We start from the raw sequence: 16,039 nt of genomic DNA, 5'->3' as shown, positions 1-16,039 counted from the left end.
TGGGGGACAATGCCAGACATGAGCTTCAGCCTGGCAGTCACCACGCACGTCCTCCCCCTCGCCAAGGAGCTGGACAAGGACAAGGTCACCCCCGGCGTCCTCGGCTTCATCGTCTTCGCGGTGATGGCCCTGGCCGTCTGGGGCCTGATGAAGTCCATGAACAAGCACATGGGCAAGGTCGACTTCGAGGAGACGCCCGACCCGGCCGCCTCCGGCAAGGGGGCCGGCACGTCCCCGGCGTCCGGGAGCACGTCCCCGGCGAAGGGCTGAGCCCCCCGGGCCGGTCCGACGGCATGATTCCGTGACACCGCGACCGCACCGACATCGGCAGACAGCGACGCCGACATCGGAACCGGCACCGGGTCATGGAGTCATGCTGTGCTGCCGCCACCGGCAAGCGGTCACCGGCTCGCCGCCACCGGCAAGCGGTCACCGGCTCGCCGCCACCGGCAAGCGGTCACCGGCTCGCCGCCACCGGCACGCGGTCGCGTCGTCACTGGCCCGCCGTCACCGCCACCCCCATCACCTCGCGGGCGTGCCGGTTCGGGACCATGCCCAGGGTCCAGGCGCGCCAGCCGGCCTCCAGGTTCACACCGCGTTCGAGGAGGAGCTCGTACGCCTCGATGTACTCGGTGAGCTTCTCGTCACGCAGCGGATGGGGCGTGCGGGACAGCTGGGTGAGCTCCTCCTGGGCCACGGCCGTGCCGATCTCGACGCCGCCCGGGGCGCCGTACGGCAGCATCGTGCAGCGCAGGAAGCGCGCCCAGTCCTCGCCGCGGCGGTCCCCGTAGGAGGCGAAGAGGCGCGTGGCCTCGTCGCACAGGGCGAGCGCCTGCGGGATGCGGGCGTTGCCGGCGTCCACGACCGCCAGTTCCAGACAGGTCCACGCCTCGCCGTGGGCGACGCCGACGCGCTGGAAGTCGGCGCGGGCGTCGACCAGCAGCTGACGGGCGAAGCCCGAGTTGCGCAGGGACCCCGTCTGCACGGCCCGCTGGTCCCGGGTGACGCGTGCCGAGTGGTGCCGGGCACAGGCCAGGCCGTACACGTCACGCATCCGCGAGAACATCGTCCGTGACCGCTCCAGCTCCCTGACCGCCTGGTCGAGGTTGCCCGTCTCCTCCAGCGACTGCCCCAGGTAGTAGCCGGTCCAGGCCTCGCCGCGGGCGTCCTCGTTGTCGCGGTGGTGGGTGAGCGCCTGACGGAGGCCGTCGACGGCGGCGGAGGGGTCACCGGCGACGAGACGGGCCCGCGCGAGCTGCGTCATGCTCCAGGCCTGGCCCCGCGGGTCACGGGTACGGCCGAACAGGTCCAGCGCGGTGCGCAGCTCGCCCTCCGCGCGCGGGACGTCGCCCATGCGCAGCAGCAGCTGGCCGAGCTGGAAGTGCGCCCAGCCCTCACCGTGCAGGGACTCCTGCTGACGGTGGACGACGAGGGCGCGGGTCAGCAGGTCCAGCGAGTCGGCGAGCCGGGAGCGGTCGCGTTCCACCGCCGCCAGCGCGTGCATCGTCCAGGCGCGGTCGGCCGCCAGCTGGGGGACCGCCTGCATGTCCAGGGCCTCGTGCAGCTTGGCCGCCGCCTCGGTCAGATTGCCCTGGTGGTGCAGGGTGATGCCGAGGGAGCACAGGGCCCGGGCGGCGCCCGCGTCGTGGTTGGTCTCCATGTACAGGTCGACCACCGACGCCAGTGTCGTACGGGCCTTGTCCAGCTCGCCCAGCTGACGGGCCGCGATACCCGTGCGCCACTGCACCGAGCGGGTCAGCAGCCCCTGGTCCACCGACTGGGCGAGCTCGCTCAGCTCACCGAGGCGGTAGAGGTCGCCGCGCAGCAGGCAGTAGTCGCACAGCGCGCCCAGCAGGCTCAGGACGGCCGCCTGGTTCACGCCCTCCGCGTGCCGCAGCGTGGAGGTGATGAAGCTCGTCTCGTCGTCCAGCCAGCGCAGCGCCTCGTCCAGCGACACGAAGCCGTGCGAGCCGAAGCGGTCCGAGCGGGTCGACATGTTGCCGTCGACCAGGCGGAGCACCGAGTCGGCGAGGTCCGCGTACGTGACGATCAGCCGCTCCTGCGCGGCCGTGCGCTCGCTCGGCTCCTCCTCGTCCACCAGCCGGGCCTGCGCGAACGCGCGCACCAGGTCGTGCAGCCGGTAGCGGTTGCCGTGCACATGGTCGATCAGCCCGGCGCGGGCCAGCGCGGTGAGATGGCGGGTCGCCTCCGTCTCGTCCGTGGCGAGCAGCGACGCGGCCGCCGCCGCGCCCAGGGAGGCCCGGCCCGCCAGTGCCAGCCTCCGCAGCAGCCGGCGGGACGGCTCCGACTGGTCGGTGTACCGCAGCCACAGGGCGCGCTCGATCGGCTCGACCGGACCGTACGCGCCCAGGTCCGTGGCGAGCCGGCGCGGTGTGCGCGGGCCGAGGGACGAACCGGCGACGCGGAGCGCGAGCGGCAGGCCGCCGCACAACTGCCGGATACGGGACAGGGATTCGACGTCGTACGCGGGCGCGGCGCCCGCGCGGGCCGAGCCCTCGTGCGCCCCGGCCGACAGGGCGGAGGCGTCCTGGGCCGCCGTGCCCAGCAGTTCCCGCGTGCCGTCGCCGTCCAGCGCCTCGACGGGCAGCTGGTGCACCCAGGCGGGCAGGTCGGCGGGCAGCGTCAGCGGGGCGCGGGCGGTGACGAGGACGAGGCTGTCGGAGCGTTCGGGGACGAGGGTGCGGACCTGCTCGGGGTCGGAGGCGTCGTCCAGGACGATGGTCACCGGCAGCGCCGTCAGATGCTGGTGGTACAGCTCGCTCAGCCGCTTGACCTGCTGGTCCTGCGAGGTGCGCTCACGGAACAGCAACTGCTCGCGGGGCGCGCCGAGCCGGTTCAGCAGATGCATCAGCGCGTCCCGCGTCGACAGCGGGGTCTCCTCGGGGCTGTCGGCGCGCAGATCGACGACGCAGGCGCCGCGGAAGTAGTCCCGCAGGTCGTGGGAGGCGTGGACGGCGAGAGCGGTACGTCCGGAGCCGGGCGCGCCGTGCAGGACGACCACCGTCGGGCGGGTCTCGGTCTCGGCGCGGGCCGCCTGCACCCACTGGCGGATCTTCGCCATCTCCGCCCGCCGGCCTGCGAACCGGTCGTCCGTCTCGGGGAGTTGGGCGAACGACTGCTCCAGCACATTGCGCCGGCGGGCCGCCGCGCTCTTGTCGGCGCCCCGCAGACGGGGTGCCTTCTTCTGCGCGGTGGAGGCGGTCAGGACGCGCTGCTGGTCGAGGAACGGGCGTATCCCGCGCACCTCCAGCGCCGTCAGCCACTGCAACCGCAGCTGTTCCGGGCCGCCGGGCTGGCCGAGGGCGCCCGCGTGGTGGTGCGCGGCAGGCAGATGCGAGGCGGTCACCTTCAGCACCGTCGCGACGGCGCTCGCGACGCCGACGATCAGACCGGTGCTCACGGCGGTACCCGCGTCGACGCCGAACGCCAGGTCCGTCACCACGGCGGTGCCGGCGGCGACGGCCGCCACCAGCAGGGGAGTTCCGGAGCCCTCACGCGCGTAGCGCTGGCCGAAGGTCAGCCGGCCCGCCTCCGACTCGTCCAGTGCGCGGGTGTACGCCTCGTACTCCTCCGCCGCGTTCCGCGCCATCGTGTCCAGCGCGGCCCGTGCGCGCCCCAGCAGGACGACGCCGTCGGTACGGCCACCCGATCTGCGGACCTCCTCCTCGACCGCCCGGACCAACAGCCGTTCGGCGTCCCCCCGGTGGCTGTCCCGCATCACACGTCCCCCTTCGCCGAAACGGCTTTCCCAGGCCAGTGTGGAGCGGATGGGGCGCACTGGCGAGAGGGCGTGGATCAGCCCGGGGTCGCATGCGCGGGCGCACAGGCGTTCACGCGGACGCGTGGACGACGTTCCCGTATGCCGCCTTCCCGGCGCACCGCGCACCGCGTGCCGCGTGTGGCGTGCCGCGTGCGTCGATCGTGGCGGCCGTGGCGGCCGTGGCGGTCGGGGGGCCGTGGGGGCCGTGGCGGACGGAGGGTCAGATCAGGTTCGTACGAGGGCTCCTGGTGCCGGTGCGCAGCAGGGCGGCGCCGGCGGGAGCCAGGGTGTGCAGGACGGACTGCCCCTGGCGGTGGCTGACGATGAGGCCCGCGTCGCGCAGGACGGTGGTGTGGCGGGTGGCGGCGGCCGCCGAGACCCCCGCGGCACGGGCGAGTTCACCGGTCGTGGCGCCGGTCACGGTCGCCTGGAGGATGACGGCGCGGGTCGCGCCGAGGAGGGCGGAGAGCGGGGCCCGTGCCTGCCGGGCCTCGGCGTCGTCGGCGCGGGGAGCCCGGTGGCGCAGCGGATAGGCGAGGACGGGCGGAAGACCGGAATCGGCCAGCGACACCGGGCCACCCCAGCAGAAGTACGACGGCACGAGCGTGAGGCCCCGCCCCCGTAAGTGCAGATCACGGTCCTCGGCGGCGTACTCCACCGACAGCGTGGGGGGTTGCCAGCGCATGTACGGTCCCAGCCCGGCCAGGAGCCCGTGGACGCCGCCCTCCAGCAGGGCGCGGGCGCGGAGGGAGCGGTCGGCGTCGACGTGCGCCTGGATGCGCTCGCCGTGGGGGTGGATGGCGGTGTCGTAGTAGGTCCGCATCGTGTGGACGAACTCCTTGCGCTCCCGGCTGTCCGCCAGCCCCCGGGACCACGCGGGCGCACCGCTCACCCGGTCCAGGATGGCCAGTTCCCGCAGGACCCGTCGACGGGGAATGCCGAGGACCGCTTCCAGACCCGCCTCCAGGCCCTCGGATGATTCACCCGGTGTCAGGAAATCCGGGAAATAGGCGCCACGCGGGTAAAGGGGCAGCAATACATTGCGGACGGCGGGTGCGAGCCCTTTCTCGTGCAGATCCGCGCGGGCGGTCCGATGCCAGTCCGCGTAGGACCACAGGCCCCGACGACTTTGGAAGCGGAGGAGGCTGAAAAAGATCTCCCAGAGCGGATCAGGTCGGGACGCGACCTGGACGCGTGCGAGATCGGCGTCCGTGAAGTGTATGCGGAGCATTCAATTCCCGTCGTGGAACTGGGCTTTTACGCTCAGGCGCAAGATTATTTCGATGCGGCGGGGAGGCTGACAAGGTGCGCACAGAGCCCGATACGGATCGGCCGAAAACCAATCCGGAAGGGACCGTGGCATCCCGTACGGCAATAGCTCCGGGTGCCGCCCTACGACCCCAAGGGGGAACGAATGCGACCGAATGTCATGGGCCGGACGCTTGTCAGCCTCACCGCCGTCGTCGGAATCGCCGCCGGGAGCCTGGCCGGTGCGAGCGCCGGCTTCGCGGCGTCCGGGTCGGCTCCGCGACAGGCGGTGACAGCCGACGCCACGGTTCTCGCGGTGGTCAACCTCGGCCTGAGCACCAACCAGGCCAAGGGTGTCCAGCGCTGGCTGAGGGCCGAGTGGGGCTACAACGACTCGATCGACGGCCAGTTGGGCACGGACAGCTGGAAGGCGTTCCAGCGTCACCTCAAGGCGCACCACGGCTACGGGGGGTCCATCGACGGGATCGTCGGCAGCGGCACGGTGAGCGCGCTGCAACGCTTCCTGAAGAACAACGGCTGGGGTTACGCCGGCGAGATCGACGGCCGGGCCGGGTCCCAGACCCAGGCGGCGTTCAAGACCTTCGCCAACTGGTGTGTGAACACCTACTAGTGTCCTGGTCCCGAGCCGAGCGGCGCACCCCGGCCTCGCCGGGCCGCGCGCCGCTCGGTGGGGGCAGTCACCCGACCCGGGGAGAAGCCATGCGCCCACGCACGCACCGCCCAGAGCGCCTCCGTATCGCCGCGATCGCCGCAGTGGTCGCCGGCACGCTCCTGACCGGGACGCCCGTGGCGAGCGCCGCGCCGTCCGAGCCGCACTGCGACCACATCGACGACTCCGCCCGGCCCACGGTCCGCCCGGGCGACGTGAGCCCCGCGGTGCGTCAGGTGCAGTGCCTCGTCAACCAGTACAGCGGCTACCCCCGTTGGCTGGAGGAGGACGGGACCTACGGCCCGAGGACCCAGGACGGCGTCCGCTGGGTACAGAACTGCAACGGGACCACGGGCGGTCCCGACGGCATCGTCGGCCCCAGCACCTGGTCCCGGCTCTACACCCCCAAGCCGGAGTGCGCCTTCCCAAGCGCCACCGCGGAACACGCGGAACAGACGCGGCAGTCGGCACACGACGCCTGAGACGGACAGGGAGAAGCGCAAGATGAGGCACTCGGACTCCACGGGCTCCCGAAGCGGACGGCAGGGGACCTCCCCGGCCTCCCCCCTGCCCCGGCGTGCGTTCCTGACGGCACTCGGAGCCACCGCCGCCACGGCCGCGGTCATCGGCCCGTCGCCGGCGGCGGCCGCCACGGCGGCCCCGTACACGCTGCTGTCCCGCAGGGACTGGGGCGCGGACGAGACACTGCGCTTCGCGGCCGACGGCAGGGAACTCTGGCCGCCCGAGTACCACCCGGTCCAGACGCTCACCGTCCACCACACCGCCGACGGCAGCACCGACCCGGACCCGGCCGCCCGGGTGCGCGCGATCTACCGCGAGGAGGCGGTCGGCGCCGACGACTACGGGGACATCGGCTACAACTACCTGATCGACGAGAACGGCAGGGTGTACGAGGGACGCTGGTCCGGCACCGACGGCACGCCCGCCCACGACGCCGCGGGGCGCCTCGTCACCGGGGCACACGTACGGGGCTACAACGCCGGGAACGTCGGCATCGCGCTGCTGGGCACGCTCACCGACCGGCCCGCGTCCGCCGCCGCCCGCGCCACGCTGGTCCGGCTGCTCGCCGAACTCGCCGAGCGCCACTCGATCGATCCCCTGGGCAAGGTGGCCTACCGCAACCCCGTCAGCGGCGTCGGCCGGGTCGCGCCCGCGATCGGCGGGCACCGTCACTGGGCGAACACCGACTGCCCCGGCTCGCTGTACACCGCCATGCCCTCCCTCCGCGAGGAGGTCGCGGCGCTGATGACCGGGTGACCCGGCACCAGGGGGCCGTTGTGGAGGTCCCGCACAGCACCCCCTGGCCCCCGTGCCGCGCGGGCGGCGGTCCGGTGGGTGCGCAAGGATGGAGGTATGTCCAATCGACTCGCCCAGTCCACGTCCCCGTACCTCCTTCAGCACGCGGACAACCCTGTCGACTGGTGGCCCTGGGAGCCGGCCGCGTTCGAGGAGGCCCGGCGGCGCGGCGTCCCCGTCCTGCTGAGCGTGGGCTACAGCTCCTGCCACTGGTGCCACGTCATGGCCCACGAGTCCTTCGAGGACGACGACACCGCCGCCTACCTCAACGCCCACTTCGTCAACGTCAAGGTCGACCGAGAGGAGCGGCCCGACGTCGACGCCGTGTACATGGAGGCGGTGCAGGCGGCCACCGGGCACGGCGGCTGGCCCATGACCGTGTTCCTCACCCCGGACGCGGAGCCCTTCTACTTCGGTACGTACTTCCCGCCGGCGCCCCGCCACGGCATGCCCTCCTTCCGGCAGGTGCTGGAGGGCGTGCGGGCGGCCTGGACGGACCGGCGGGACGAGGTCGCCGAGGTCGCCGGGAAGATCGCCCGGGACCTGGCCGGCCGGGAGCTGAAGTTCGGCGCCGTGGAGGTGCCCGGCGAGCAGGACCTCGCCCAGGCGCTGCTCGGCCTCACCCGCGAGTACGACGCCTCCCACGGCGGCTTCGGCGGGGCGCCGAAGTTCCCGCCGTCCATGGTGATCGAGTTCCTGCTGCGGCACGCCGCCCGCACCGGCTCCGAGGGCGCCCTGGAGATGGCGCGGGACACCTGCGAGCGCATGGCCCGCGGCGGCATCTACGACCAGCTCGGCGGCGGCTTCGCCCGCTACTCCGTGGACCGCGAGTGGGTCGTGCCGCACTTCGAGAGGATGCTGTACGACAACGCCCTGCTCTGCCGGGTCTACGCCCACCTCTGGCGGGCCACCGGCTCCGAGCCGGCCCGGCGGGTCGCGCTGGAGACCGCCGACTTCATGGTCCGGGAGTTGCGCACCTCCGAGGGCGGGTTCGCCTCCGCGCTGGACGCCGACAGCGACGACGGGACCGGCCGGTCCGTCGAGGGCGCCTTCTACGTGTGGACCCCGGAGCAGCTGACCGAGGTGCTGGGGGAGGAGGACGGGCGGCTCGCCGCCCAGTACTTCGGCGTCACCGAGGAGGGCACCTTCGAGCACGGCGCCTCCGTCCTGCAACTCCCTCAGCAAGAGGGCGTGTTCGACGCCGAGCGGATCGCGTCGGTCAAGGAGCGGCTCCTGCGCGCCCGCGCGGAGCGCCCCGCCCCCGGCCGGGACGACAAGGTCGTCGCCGCCTGGAACGGGCTCGCCGTCGCCGCGCTGGCCGAGACCGGCGCCTACTTCGACCGGCCCGACCTCGTGGACGCCGCCATCACCGCCGCCGACCTCCTGGTACGGCTGCACCTGGACGAGAAGGCGCGGCTCGCCCGTACCAGCAGGGACGGGCAAGCCGGGGCCCACGCGGGCGTGCTGGAGGACTACGCGGACGTCGCCGAGGGGTTCCTGGCGCTCGCCTCCGTGACCGGTGAGGGGGTGTGGCTGGAGTTCGCGGGGTTCCTGCTCGACCATGTGCTCGACCGGTTCGTCGACGAGGAGTCGGGCGCGCTGTACGACACGGCGGCCGACGCCGAGAAGCTCATCCGGCGGCCCCAGGACCCCACCGACAACGCCGTCCCCTCGGGGTGGAGCGCGGCGGCCGGGGCGCTGCTCGGGTATGCCGCCCACACCGGGTCCGAGCCCCATCGGACCGCCGCCGAGCGGGCGTTGGGCGTGGTGAAGGCGCTCGGGCCGCGGGCGCCGAGGTTCACCGGCTGGGGGCTCGCCACCGCGGAGGCCCTGCTCGACGGGCCCCGTGAGGTCGCGATCGTCGGACCGGACGGTGATCCGCGAACGAGGGAGCTGCACCGCACGGCCCTGCTCGGCACGGCGCCGGGCGCGGTCGTCGCCGTGGGGTCCGAGGGCAGTGACGAGCTGCCGCTGCTCGCCGACCGTCCGCTCGTCGGCGGCGCACCGGCGGCGTACGTCTGCCGTGACTTCACCTGTGACGCGCCCACGACGGACACCGACCGTCTTCGTACGGCCCTTCGAACAGCACTGAACGGCTGAAAAACGCCCCTGACGTGCGGGGACGAGACCGAACAACTGGCTGGAATTGGGCGAGTGTTCGGACTCGTCCGTTTGTGGTGTCTGTCGTTCGGAAACACGCTATTTATCGGAAGGGTCCACGGGATTCACAGTTTCCCCCTAGTCTTCTGCACTGGTACGCGGCCGGAGTGACACCCCGTCAGGGGTGTGAACTCCGGTCGTGGCAGGGGGATTTGGGATCTGGGGGGATCTTTCTTGCTGACGTCAGTCTTCATCGCCGTCGTCTCGCTGGCCTTGTTCTGGATGGCGGCCTTCACCCTGTGGTGGCAGATGCACGCGTGGCGCACGCCCGAGGTGCTCGCCTCCACCCGGTTCAGCAGACCCGACGGGGACGAACATGTGTCCTTCTCGTTGCTGCTGCCCGCACGCCATGAACAAGCCGTGCTCGACCACACCATCCAACGACTACTTGAATCCAGCCACGACGACTTCGAGATCATCGTGATCGTCGGCCACGACGATCCGGAGACCACGGCGGTCGCCCGAGCGGCCGAGGCCCGCGATCCGCGCGTCCGCGTCGTCGTCGACCACCATGAGAAGAAGAACAAGCCGAAAGCGATGAACACGGCGTTGCCGCACTGCCGCGGTGACGTCGTCGGTGTCTTCGACGCCGAGGACCAGGTCCACCCGGAGCTGCTGTCCCACGTCGACCACGCCTTCCGCACCACCGGCGCGGACGTCGTCCAGGGCGGGGTGCAGCTGATCAACTTCCACTCCAGCTGGTACAGCCTGCGCAACTGCCTGGAGTACTTCTTCTGGTTCCGCTCCCGACTGCATCTGCACGCGCAGAAAGGGTTCATCCCGCTCGGGGGCAACACCGTCTTCGTCCGCACCGGAGTGCTGCGCGACGCCGGCGGCTGGGACCCCGACTGCCTCGCCGAGGACTGCGACCTCGGCGTCCGCCTCTCCAGCGTCGGCAAGAAGGTCGTCGTCGCCTACGACTCCGACATGGTCACCCGCGAGGAGACCCCCGGCAGCCTGATGTCGCTGATGAAGCAGCGCACCCGCTGGAACCAGGGCTTCCTCCAGGTCTACCGCAAGCGGGATTGGAAGCAGCTCCCCGGATTCCGGCAGCGGTTGCTCGCCCGCTACACCCTCATGACGCCGTACCTCCAGGCCGTCTCCGGTGTGATCATCCCGCTGAACGTGGCCATCGCGCTCTTCCTCGACGTGCCCGTCGGCATCGCCTTCATCACCTTCCTGCCGGCCGTCACCGCGCTCGTGACCTTCGTGTTCGAGGTCGTCGGACTGCACGACTTCGGCAAGCAGTACGGCCTGCGCGTCCGGTTCTCCCACTACGTCAAGCTCATCGTGGGCGGCCCCTTCTACCAGGTGCTCCTCGCCCTCGCCGCCGTCCGAGCCGTCTGGCGCGAACAACGCGGCCGCAACGACTGGGAGTTGACCAGCCATGTCGGCGCACATCTCGCGAACGTGAACCGAGAGGACGTTCCTGCGTGACCTCCACACTTCCCGCGGAGACCAAGACGGAAGTCAAGGTCCCCGCGCAGCGGACAGCTGCGCCCACAACCCGTTCGGCCGGTCGAACAACTCCTTCCGCCTCGCCCGGCCGCCTGCGCGACGCGCGCCCCGACCTGCTCCTGTGCGGACTCCTCCTCGTGGGGATCATGATCGTGCAGGGCTGGAACATCGCCGACTACCCAACCCTCAGCGACGACGAGGGCACCTACCTCGCCCAGGCCTGGGCGGTGCAGGAAGGCAGAGGACTCGCCCACTACACCTACTGGTACGACCACCCGCCCCTCGGCTGGATCCAGATCGCCGTCCTGACCTGGATCCCCGCCCAGCTCGCCCCCGAGTCCATGACCGTCGGCTCGATGCGCGCGGTGATGCTGCTGGTCAGCGCCGTCAGCGCGATCCTCGTCTACGTCCTCGGCCGCCGTCTGTCGCTGCCCCGCTGGGCCGCCGGCCTCGGCATGGCCCTCTTCGGACTCTCCCCGCTGTCCGTCGTCCTCCAGCGGGAGATCTTCCTCGACAACCTCGCGGTCATGTGGACGCTGCTCGCGTTCTGCCTCGCAGCCTCCCCGAGCCGTCACCTCTGGCACCACTTCGGCGCGGGCATCGCCGCCGCAGCGGCCGTCCTCACCAAGGAGACGATGCTCCTCGTCCTGCCCGCCGTGCTGCTGACCATGTGGCGGCACAGCCACCGGGACACCCGCAAGTTCGCCCTCACCGGCGCCATCACCGCCTGCACCCTGATCGGCGTCTCGTACCCGCTGTTCGCGCTCCTCAAGGGAGAGCTGTTCCCCGGCGCCGGCCATGTCTCCCTCTGGGACGGCATCGTCTACCAGATGAGCCGCCCCGGCTCCGGCTTCATCCTCACCGAGGGCACCGGCTCGTACGGCGTCCTGCGGTCCTGGCTCTACTACGACCGCGTCCTGCCCCTCGGCGGACTCGCCGGAGCCCTGCTGCTCCTGGTCACCTGGCGCTGGTCGGTGACGGCCCGCGCCCTCGCCGGACCCGCCCTCGCCGTCGCGATCCTCGCCGGCATGGCCCTGCGCCCCGGCTATCTGCCCGCGATGTACGTCATCCAGGCGCTGCCCTTCCTCGCCCTGGTCCTCGCGGGCGGCGCCGCGAGCGTCACCCACGGGGTCCTGCGCCGCCGACGGAGCGCCACCGAGAGGCGCCCGCTGACCTGGACGCGGTACGCGGTCGCCGTCGCCCTCGCCGCCGCGGCCGCCCTGTACGTCGTCCCCCGCTGGTACGACGGCAACCGCACCGCCATGACGTTCGACGCCAACGCCCCCTACCAGCAGGCCGCGAAGTGGCTCGGCAGCGAGGTCGAGGACCCCGGCCGCACCCGGGTCCTCGTCGACGACGCGCTCTGGCTCGACCTCGTCCACGAGGGCTACCAACCGGGCCTCGGCGTCATCTGGTTCTACAAGGCCGACCTCGACCCGGCGGTCACGAAGACGATGCCGCGCGGCTGGCGCGACCTCGACTACGTGGTCGCCTCCCCGACGGTACGGCGCGACGCGGTCGACCTGCCCAACGTGAGGGCCGCCATGGAGAACTCGACACCGGTCGCCACCTTCGGCACCGGCGAGGACCGCATCGAGATCCGCAGGATCCAGGCCGCGGGAGGCGACCGATGAGCAGCGGTTACGAGTCCATCGTCCCCGAGGAGCTGGGCGATCCGGCGGTGCGCGGCGCCGAGGTGCCCGAGCCCGGGGCCGTCACCATCGTCGTCCCCACGTTCAACGAGTCCGCCAACGTCCGGGAGCTGCTCCACCAGATCACCGAGACGGTGCCCTCCCGGCTGCCGTGCGAGGTCGTCTTCGTGGACGACTCGACCGACGACACCCCCGACGTCATCAACGAGGCCGCGCAGGACTGCCCGTTCCCGGTGACCGTCCTGCACCGCGACCGCCCGACGGGAGGGCTCGGTGGCGCCGTCGTCGAGGGCATGAAGGCCGCGACCTCCGACTGGATCGTCGTCATGGACGGCGACCTCCAGCACCCGCCCTCCCTCGTGCCCGAGCTGGTCGCGACGGGGGAGCGGTCGTCGGCGGGCCTCGTCGTCGCCTCCCGCTACATCAAGGGCGGCAGCCGCGCCGGGCTCGCCGGAAGCTACCGCGTCGCCGTCTCCCGGGGCGCGACCTGGCTCACCAAGTCGCTGTTCCCGCGCCGGCTGCACGGCATCAGCGACCCGATGAGCGGTTTCTTCGCGATCCGCCGCAGCGTCGTCACCGCGGAGACCCTCCAGCCCCTCGGCTACAAGATCCTCCTCGAACTGGCCGTGCGCAGCCGCCCCCGCCGGGTCACCGAGGTGCCCTTCGTCTTCCAGGACCGCTTCGCCGGCGAGTCCAAGTCGACCGCCAAGGAGGGCTTCCGGTTCCTGCGCCACCTGGCGGGCCTGCGCACCGCGTCCCCGCTGGCCCGCATGATCGTCTTCGGTCTGATCGGTGTCACCGGCTTCCTGCCGAATTTGGCCGGCCTGTACGCGCTGACCTCGGCCGGCATGCACTACGTGCCCGCCGAGATCCTCGCCAACCAGCTCGGGGTGCTCTGGAACTTCTTCCTCATCGAGCACCTGTGCTTCCGCGAGCGACGGGCGCACCGCAGGGGCTGGGACCGCCTCGGCCGGTTCGCGGTCCTCGCCAACGCCGACCTGGTGCTGCGGATCCCGCTGATCGCCCTGTTCGTCGGCCAGTTCGGCATGGGGGCGCTGCCCGCCACCGCGCTCGCCCTGGTGACGACGTTCGTCCTGCGCTTCGCGGGCACGGAAGCGCTCATCTACCTGCCCCGCAGGAAGCCCCGCCGTGGGGAGCGCGGCGGGGAGCAGAAGGCCAACGGGGGGCCCGGTTCGGCCGTGAGCACGGAGGCCGAGCGGCGGTCGGGGTCGGCCGAGTCCGCAAGGAGAACACGATGACGAGCCCTCTCAAGAGCCGTACGAGAACCCGAACAGGGCACAGACCCAGACGCAGGACGGCCCTGCTGGCCGTGGGCGCCCTCGCCTCGGGCCTCCTCCTCGTCTCACCCCAGTCGGCGTCCGCCGCGAACCTCGTCCAGAACCCCGGCTTCGAGACGGCGGGCCCACCGGGCGCGGCCGACATGCCGTACTGCTGGGAGAAGTCCGGCTGGGGCGACAACGACTTCAGCTTCACCACGGTCGCGGACGCCCACTCCGGCACCAAGGCCATGAAGGTCGAACTGACCCGCCGGGTCTCGGGCGACCGCAAGGCGCTGATCACCGAGTCGGCGGCCTGCGCCCCGTCGGTCTCGGTGGGCAAGCAGTACGACCTGGGCCTCTGGTACAAGTCGACGACGCCGGACACGTCCCTCACCCTCTTCCGGCACGACACCACCGCCGGCTGGCAGTACTGGACCGACCTGAAGACCCTGGACATGGCGGGCACCTGGACGCGGGCGTCGGTCCGCACACCCGAGGTGCCCGCGGGCACCGACCGCATCACCTGGGGTGTCTCCGTCTACGGCACCGGCTCGGTCACCACCGACGACTACACGATGGACCAGGTCGCCGACCCCGTCCCGGAACCCGAGTGCACCGGCACACCGGCGGAGTGCGCGAACGGCCGCTGGGACGTCCTGCCCACCCAGAACCCCGTGCGCTCCATGCACTCCGTCGTCCTCAACAACGGCAAGGTGCTGCTGATCGCCGGCTCCGGCAACAGCGAGGAGATGTTCGAGGCGGGCACGTTCACCTCGGCGGTCTACGACCCGAAGAAGGGCACGTACAAGCAGATCCCGACGCCCGACGACATGTTCTGCGCGGGCCACGTCCAGCTCGACGACGGCCGTGTGCTCGTCATGAGCGGCAACAAGGCGTACCCGGTGGCGGGCGGGCACGGCTACGAGGGCTACAAGGACTCGTACGTCTTCGACCCGGTCACCGAGACGTACAGCAAGACCAACGACATGAACGACGGCCACTGGTACCCGTCGGCGACGATCCTCGGCAACGGTGACGTCATCTCGTTCGGCGGTCTGCGTGAGGACTCCACGGGTTCGGTGACGGCCGAACTGTGGTCGGACGCCGAGCAGAAGTGGCTCGAACTCTGGAAGGTCAACCAGACCTGGTCGTACTGGGGCCTGTACCCGTCGATGATCCTCATGCAGGACGGCCGCCTCTTCTACTCGGGCAGCCATGTCTTCGGCAACAACATCCCCGGTACGGGTTCGGCGATCTACGACTACGGCGCGAACACGGTCACGTCCGTGTCCGGGCTCCAGAGGAAGGACGAACGCGACCAGTCCGCGAGCGTGCTCCTGCCTCCCGCCCAGGACCAGAGGGTCCTCACGCTCGGCGGCGGCAACATCGAGTCGAACCCGGTGGCGAACCGTCTGACGGACATCATCGACCTCAAGTCCCCGAACCCGGCGTACGTCGCCGGACCGCCGATCCCGCAGGGCACGGTGGACCTCGGCGCCGGCAAGGTCGCCCAGACGGGCGACCAGGGCAAGATGTACGTCTCCGCTGTCCTGCTGCCCGACGGCAAGGTCCTGGAGACGGGCGGCGGCCTCCACAACCGCGCCAACCCGGTCTTCGAGGCGTCGCTCTACGACCCGGCGACCAACACGTTCGACCCGGTCGCGGCGGACCCCGAGGCCCGCGGCTACCACTCCTCGGCGTTCCTGCTCCCCGACGGCCGCGTCATGGCCACGGGCGACAACCCCGGCAACGGCTCCTGGAACCACAACGTGTCGATCTACACGCCGCCGTACCTCCTGAAGGGCGCCCGCCCGAAGATCACGTCGGTGATCGACAAGGAGTGGGTGTACGGGGACACGCAGCGCATCACGGTGGACCGCCCGATCGCGAAGGCGGAACTGATCCGCCCCGCCGCGGTGACGCACTCCTCCGACCCGAACCAGCGCTATGTGGACCTGCCGCTGTCGGTCGACGGCAACAACGTCGACCTGAACGTGACGAGCAACCCGAACCTGGCCCCGCCGGGCTGGTACATGCTCTTCGCGGTCGACGCGAACGGCGTCCCGTCGGTGGCGGAATGGGTCCATCTGCAAGGCCCGTCGGCCCTCGCGAAGGCCTCGGACGATGCCCCCTCCGCGCACGTCCACGACTTCGCGGACGGCCTGAAGGGCAAGACCACGGGCCCGGGGAAGAAGACGAAGTCGAAGCAGGTGAGCCCCACACTCGCCGGCTGCGACCGCCACTACGGCTCCGCGAACGTGTGCGTCCCGACGGCCTTCCCGGCCGAGGTGAAGCCGACGACGGCGTCCCGCTGCGCCTGGCTGAAGGACAACGACTACGGCCGCCTGAAGCTGAACGGCAAGGACGACCCACTGCGCCTGGACCGCAACGGTGACGGGCTGGCGTGCGGGAAGGGGGATGCGAGGCGGGGCTGAGGACGCCACGCGACTGCTGGTCGACGGCCCTGTATCCG

Annotated in this window: 11 protein-coding genes; 9 read left to right on the top strand and 2 right to left on the bottom strand. The window is 71.5% G+C overall.

The features are described 5' to 3' along the window. Positions 1-18: 18 nt before the first annotated feature. Entirely contained in the window at positions 19-270 is a 252-nt protein-coding gene (locus tag SMA5143A_RS15050) for a hypothetical protein (protein WP_107463427.1), read from the top strand. A gap of 223 nt (positions 271-493) precedes the next feature. Here the strand turns inward: SMA5143A_RS15050 and SMA5143A_RS15045 are convergent, their stop codons facing one another. Next, entirely contained in the window at positions 494-3,739 is a 3,246-nt protein-coding gene (locus tag SMA5143A_RS15045; protein WP_107463426.1) for a tetratricopeptide repeat protein, read from the bottom strand. A 262-nt stretch (positions 3,740-4,001) separates the two neighbouring features. Continuing rightward, the gene (locus tag SMA5143A_RS15040) at positions 4,002-5,012 is read right to left on the bottom strand and encodes an ArsR/SmtB family transcription factor (RefSeq protein ID WP_107463425.1); all 1,011 of its coding nucleotides are present in this window, start codon (positions 5,010-5,012) and stop codon (positions 4,002-4,004) included. 183 nt (positions 5,013-5,195) lie between these two features. Between SMA5143A_RS15040 and SMA5143A_RS15035 the strand changes: the two genes are divergently transcribed. The 8 genes from SMA5143A_RS15035 to SMA5143A_RS15000 all read left to right on the top strand — a co-directional run bounded on the left by SMA5143A_RS15035 (position 5,196) and on the right by SMA5143A_RS15000 (position 16,001). Next, positions 5,196-5,660: a peptidoglycan-binding domain-containing protein gene (locus SMA5143A_RS15035; RefSeq protein WP_107463424.1), complete on the top strand. Its 465-nt coding sequence runs from the start codon at positions 5,196-5,198 to the stop codon at positions 5,658-5,660. An 89-nt stretch (positions 5,661-5,749) separates the two neighbouring features. After that, on the top strand, positions 5,750-6,181 hold the full coding sequence (locus tag SMA5143A_RS15030; protein WP_107463423.1) for a peptidoglycan-binding domain-containing protein: 432 nt from the start codon (positions 5,750-5,752) through the stop codon (positions 6,179-6,181). A 22-nt stretch (positions 6,182-6,203) separates the two neighbouring features. After that, positions 6,204-6,977, top strand: coding sequence for a peptidoglycan recognition protein family protein (locus SMA5143A_RS15025; RefSeq protein WP_107463422.1), 774 nt, complete (start codon positions 6,204-6,206; stop codon positions 6,975-6,977). A gap of 96 nt (positions 6,978-7,073) precedes the next feature. Further along, entirely contained in the window at positions 7,074-9,116 is a 2,043-nt protein-coding gene (locus SMA5143A_RS15020; protein WP_181361860.1) for a thioredoxin domain-containing protein, read from the top strand. 234 nt (positions 9,117-9,350) lie between these two features. Then, complete coding sequence (locus SMA5143A_RS15015; protein ID WP_107463420.1) at positions 9,351-10,613, top strand: glycosyltransferase; 1,263 nt, start codon at positions 9,351-9,353, stop codon at positions 10,611-10,613. Next, a complete protein-coding gene (locus SMA5143A_RS15010; protein ID WP_107463419.1) occupies positions 10,610-12,268 on the top strand; it encodes an ArnT family glycosyltransferase in 1,659 nt (552 codons plus the stop codon). The genes SMA5143A_RS15015 and SMA5143A_RS15010 overlap by 4 nt, the downstream gene beginning before the upstream one ends. Beyond that, the gene (locus SMA5143A_RS15005; protein WP_258193535.1) at positions 12,265-13,545 is read left to right on the top strand and encodes a glycosyltransferase; all 1,281 of its coding nucleotides are present in this window, start codon (positions 12,265-12,267) and stop codon (positions 13,543-13,545) included. The genes SMA5143A_RS15010 and SMA5143A_RS15005 overlap by 4 nt, the downstream gene beginning before the upstream one ends. Next, on the top strand, positions 13,542-16,001 hold the full coding sequence (locus SMA5143A_RS15000) for a galactose oxidase-like domain-containing protein (protein ID WP_107463418.1): 2,460 nt from the start codon (positions 13,542-13,544) through the stop codon (positions 15,999-16,001). The genes SMA5143A_RS15005 and SMA5143A_RS15000 overlap by 4 nt, the downstream gene beginning before the upstream one ends. Positions 16,002-16,039: the final 38 nt, after the last annotated feature.

Origin of the sequence: Streptomyces sp. MA5143a, from assembly GCF_900290235.1 — a bacterium.
In the GTDB taxonomy this organism is placed as follows: domain Bacteria; phylum Actinomycetota; class Actinomycetes; order Streptomycetales; family Streptomycetaceae; genus Streptomyces.
The sequence above is the reverse complement of the archived record's forward strand: the minus strand, read 5'-3'. Positions and strand labels throughout refer to the sequence as shown.

Bases quoted from the DNA above. Each gene is read 5' to 3' on its own strand.
- SMA5143A_RS15050 (WP_107463427.1), top strand. From the start codon at position 19: ATGAGCTTCAGCCTGGCAGTCACCACGCACGTCCTCCCCCTCGCCAAG.
- SMA5143A_RS15045 (WP_107463426.1), bottom strand. From the start codon at position 3,739: ATGCGGGACAGCCACCGGGGGGACGCCGAACGGCTGTTGGTCCGGGCG.
- SMA5143A_RS15005 (WP_258193535.1), top strand. From the start codon at position 12,265: ATGAGCAGCGGTTACGAGTCCATCGTCCCCGAGGAGCTGGGCGATCCG.
- SMA5143A_RS15000 (WP_107463418.1), top strand. From the start codon at position 13,542: ATGACGAGCCCTCTCAAGAGCCGTACGAGAACCCGAACAGGGCACAGA.
- SMA5143A_RS15040 (WP_107463425.1), bottom strand. From the start codon at position 5,012: ATGCTCCGCATACACTTCACGGACGCCGATCTCGCACGCGTCCAGGTC.
- SMA5143A_RS15030 (WP_107463423.1), top strand. From the start codon at position 5,750: ATGCGCCCACGCACGCACCGCCCAGAGCGCCTCCGTATCGCCGCGATC.
- SMA5143A_RS15025 (WP_107463422.1), top strand. From the start codon at position 6,204: ATGAGGCACTCGGACTCCACGGGCTCCCGAAGCGGACGGCAGGGGACC.
- SMA5143A_RS15035 (WP_107463424.1), top strand. From the start codon at position 5,196: ATGCGACCGAATGTCATGGGCCGGACGCTTGTCAGCCTCACCGCCGTC.
- SMA5143A_RS15020 (WP_181361860.1), top strand. From the start codon at position 7,074: ATGTCCAATCGACTCGCCCAGTCCACGTCCCCGTACCTCCTTCAGCAC.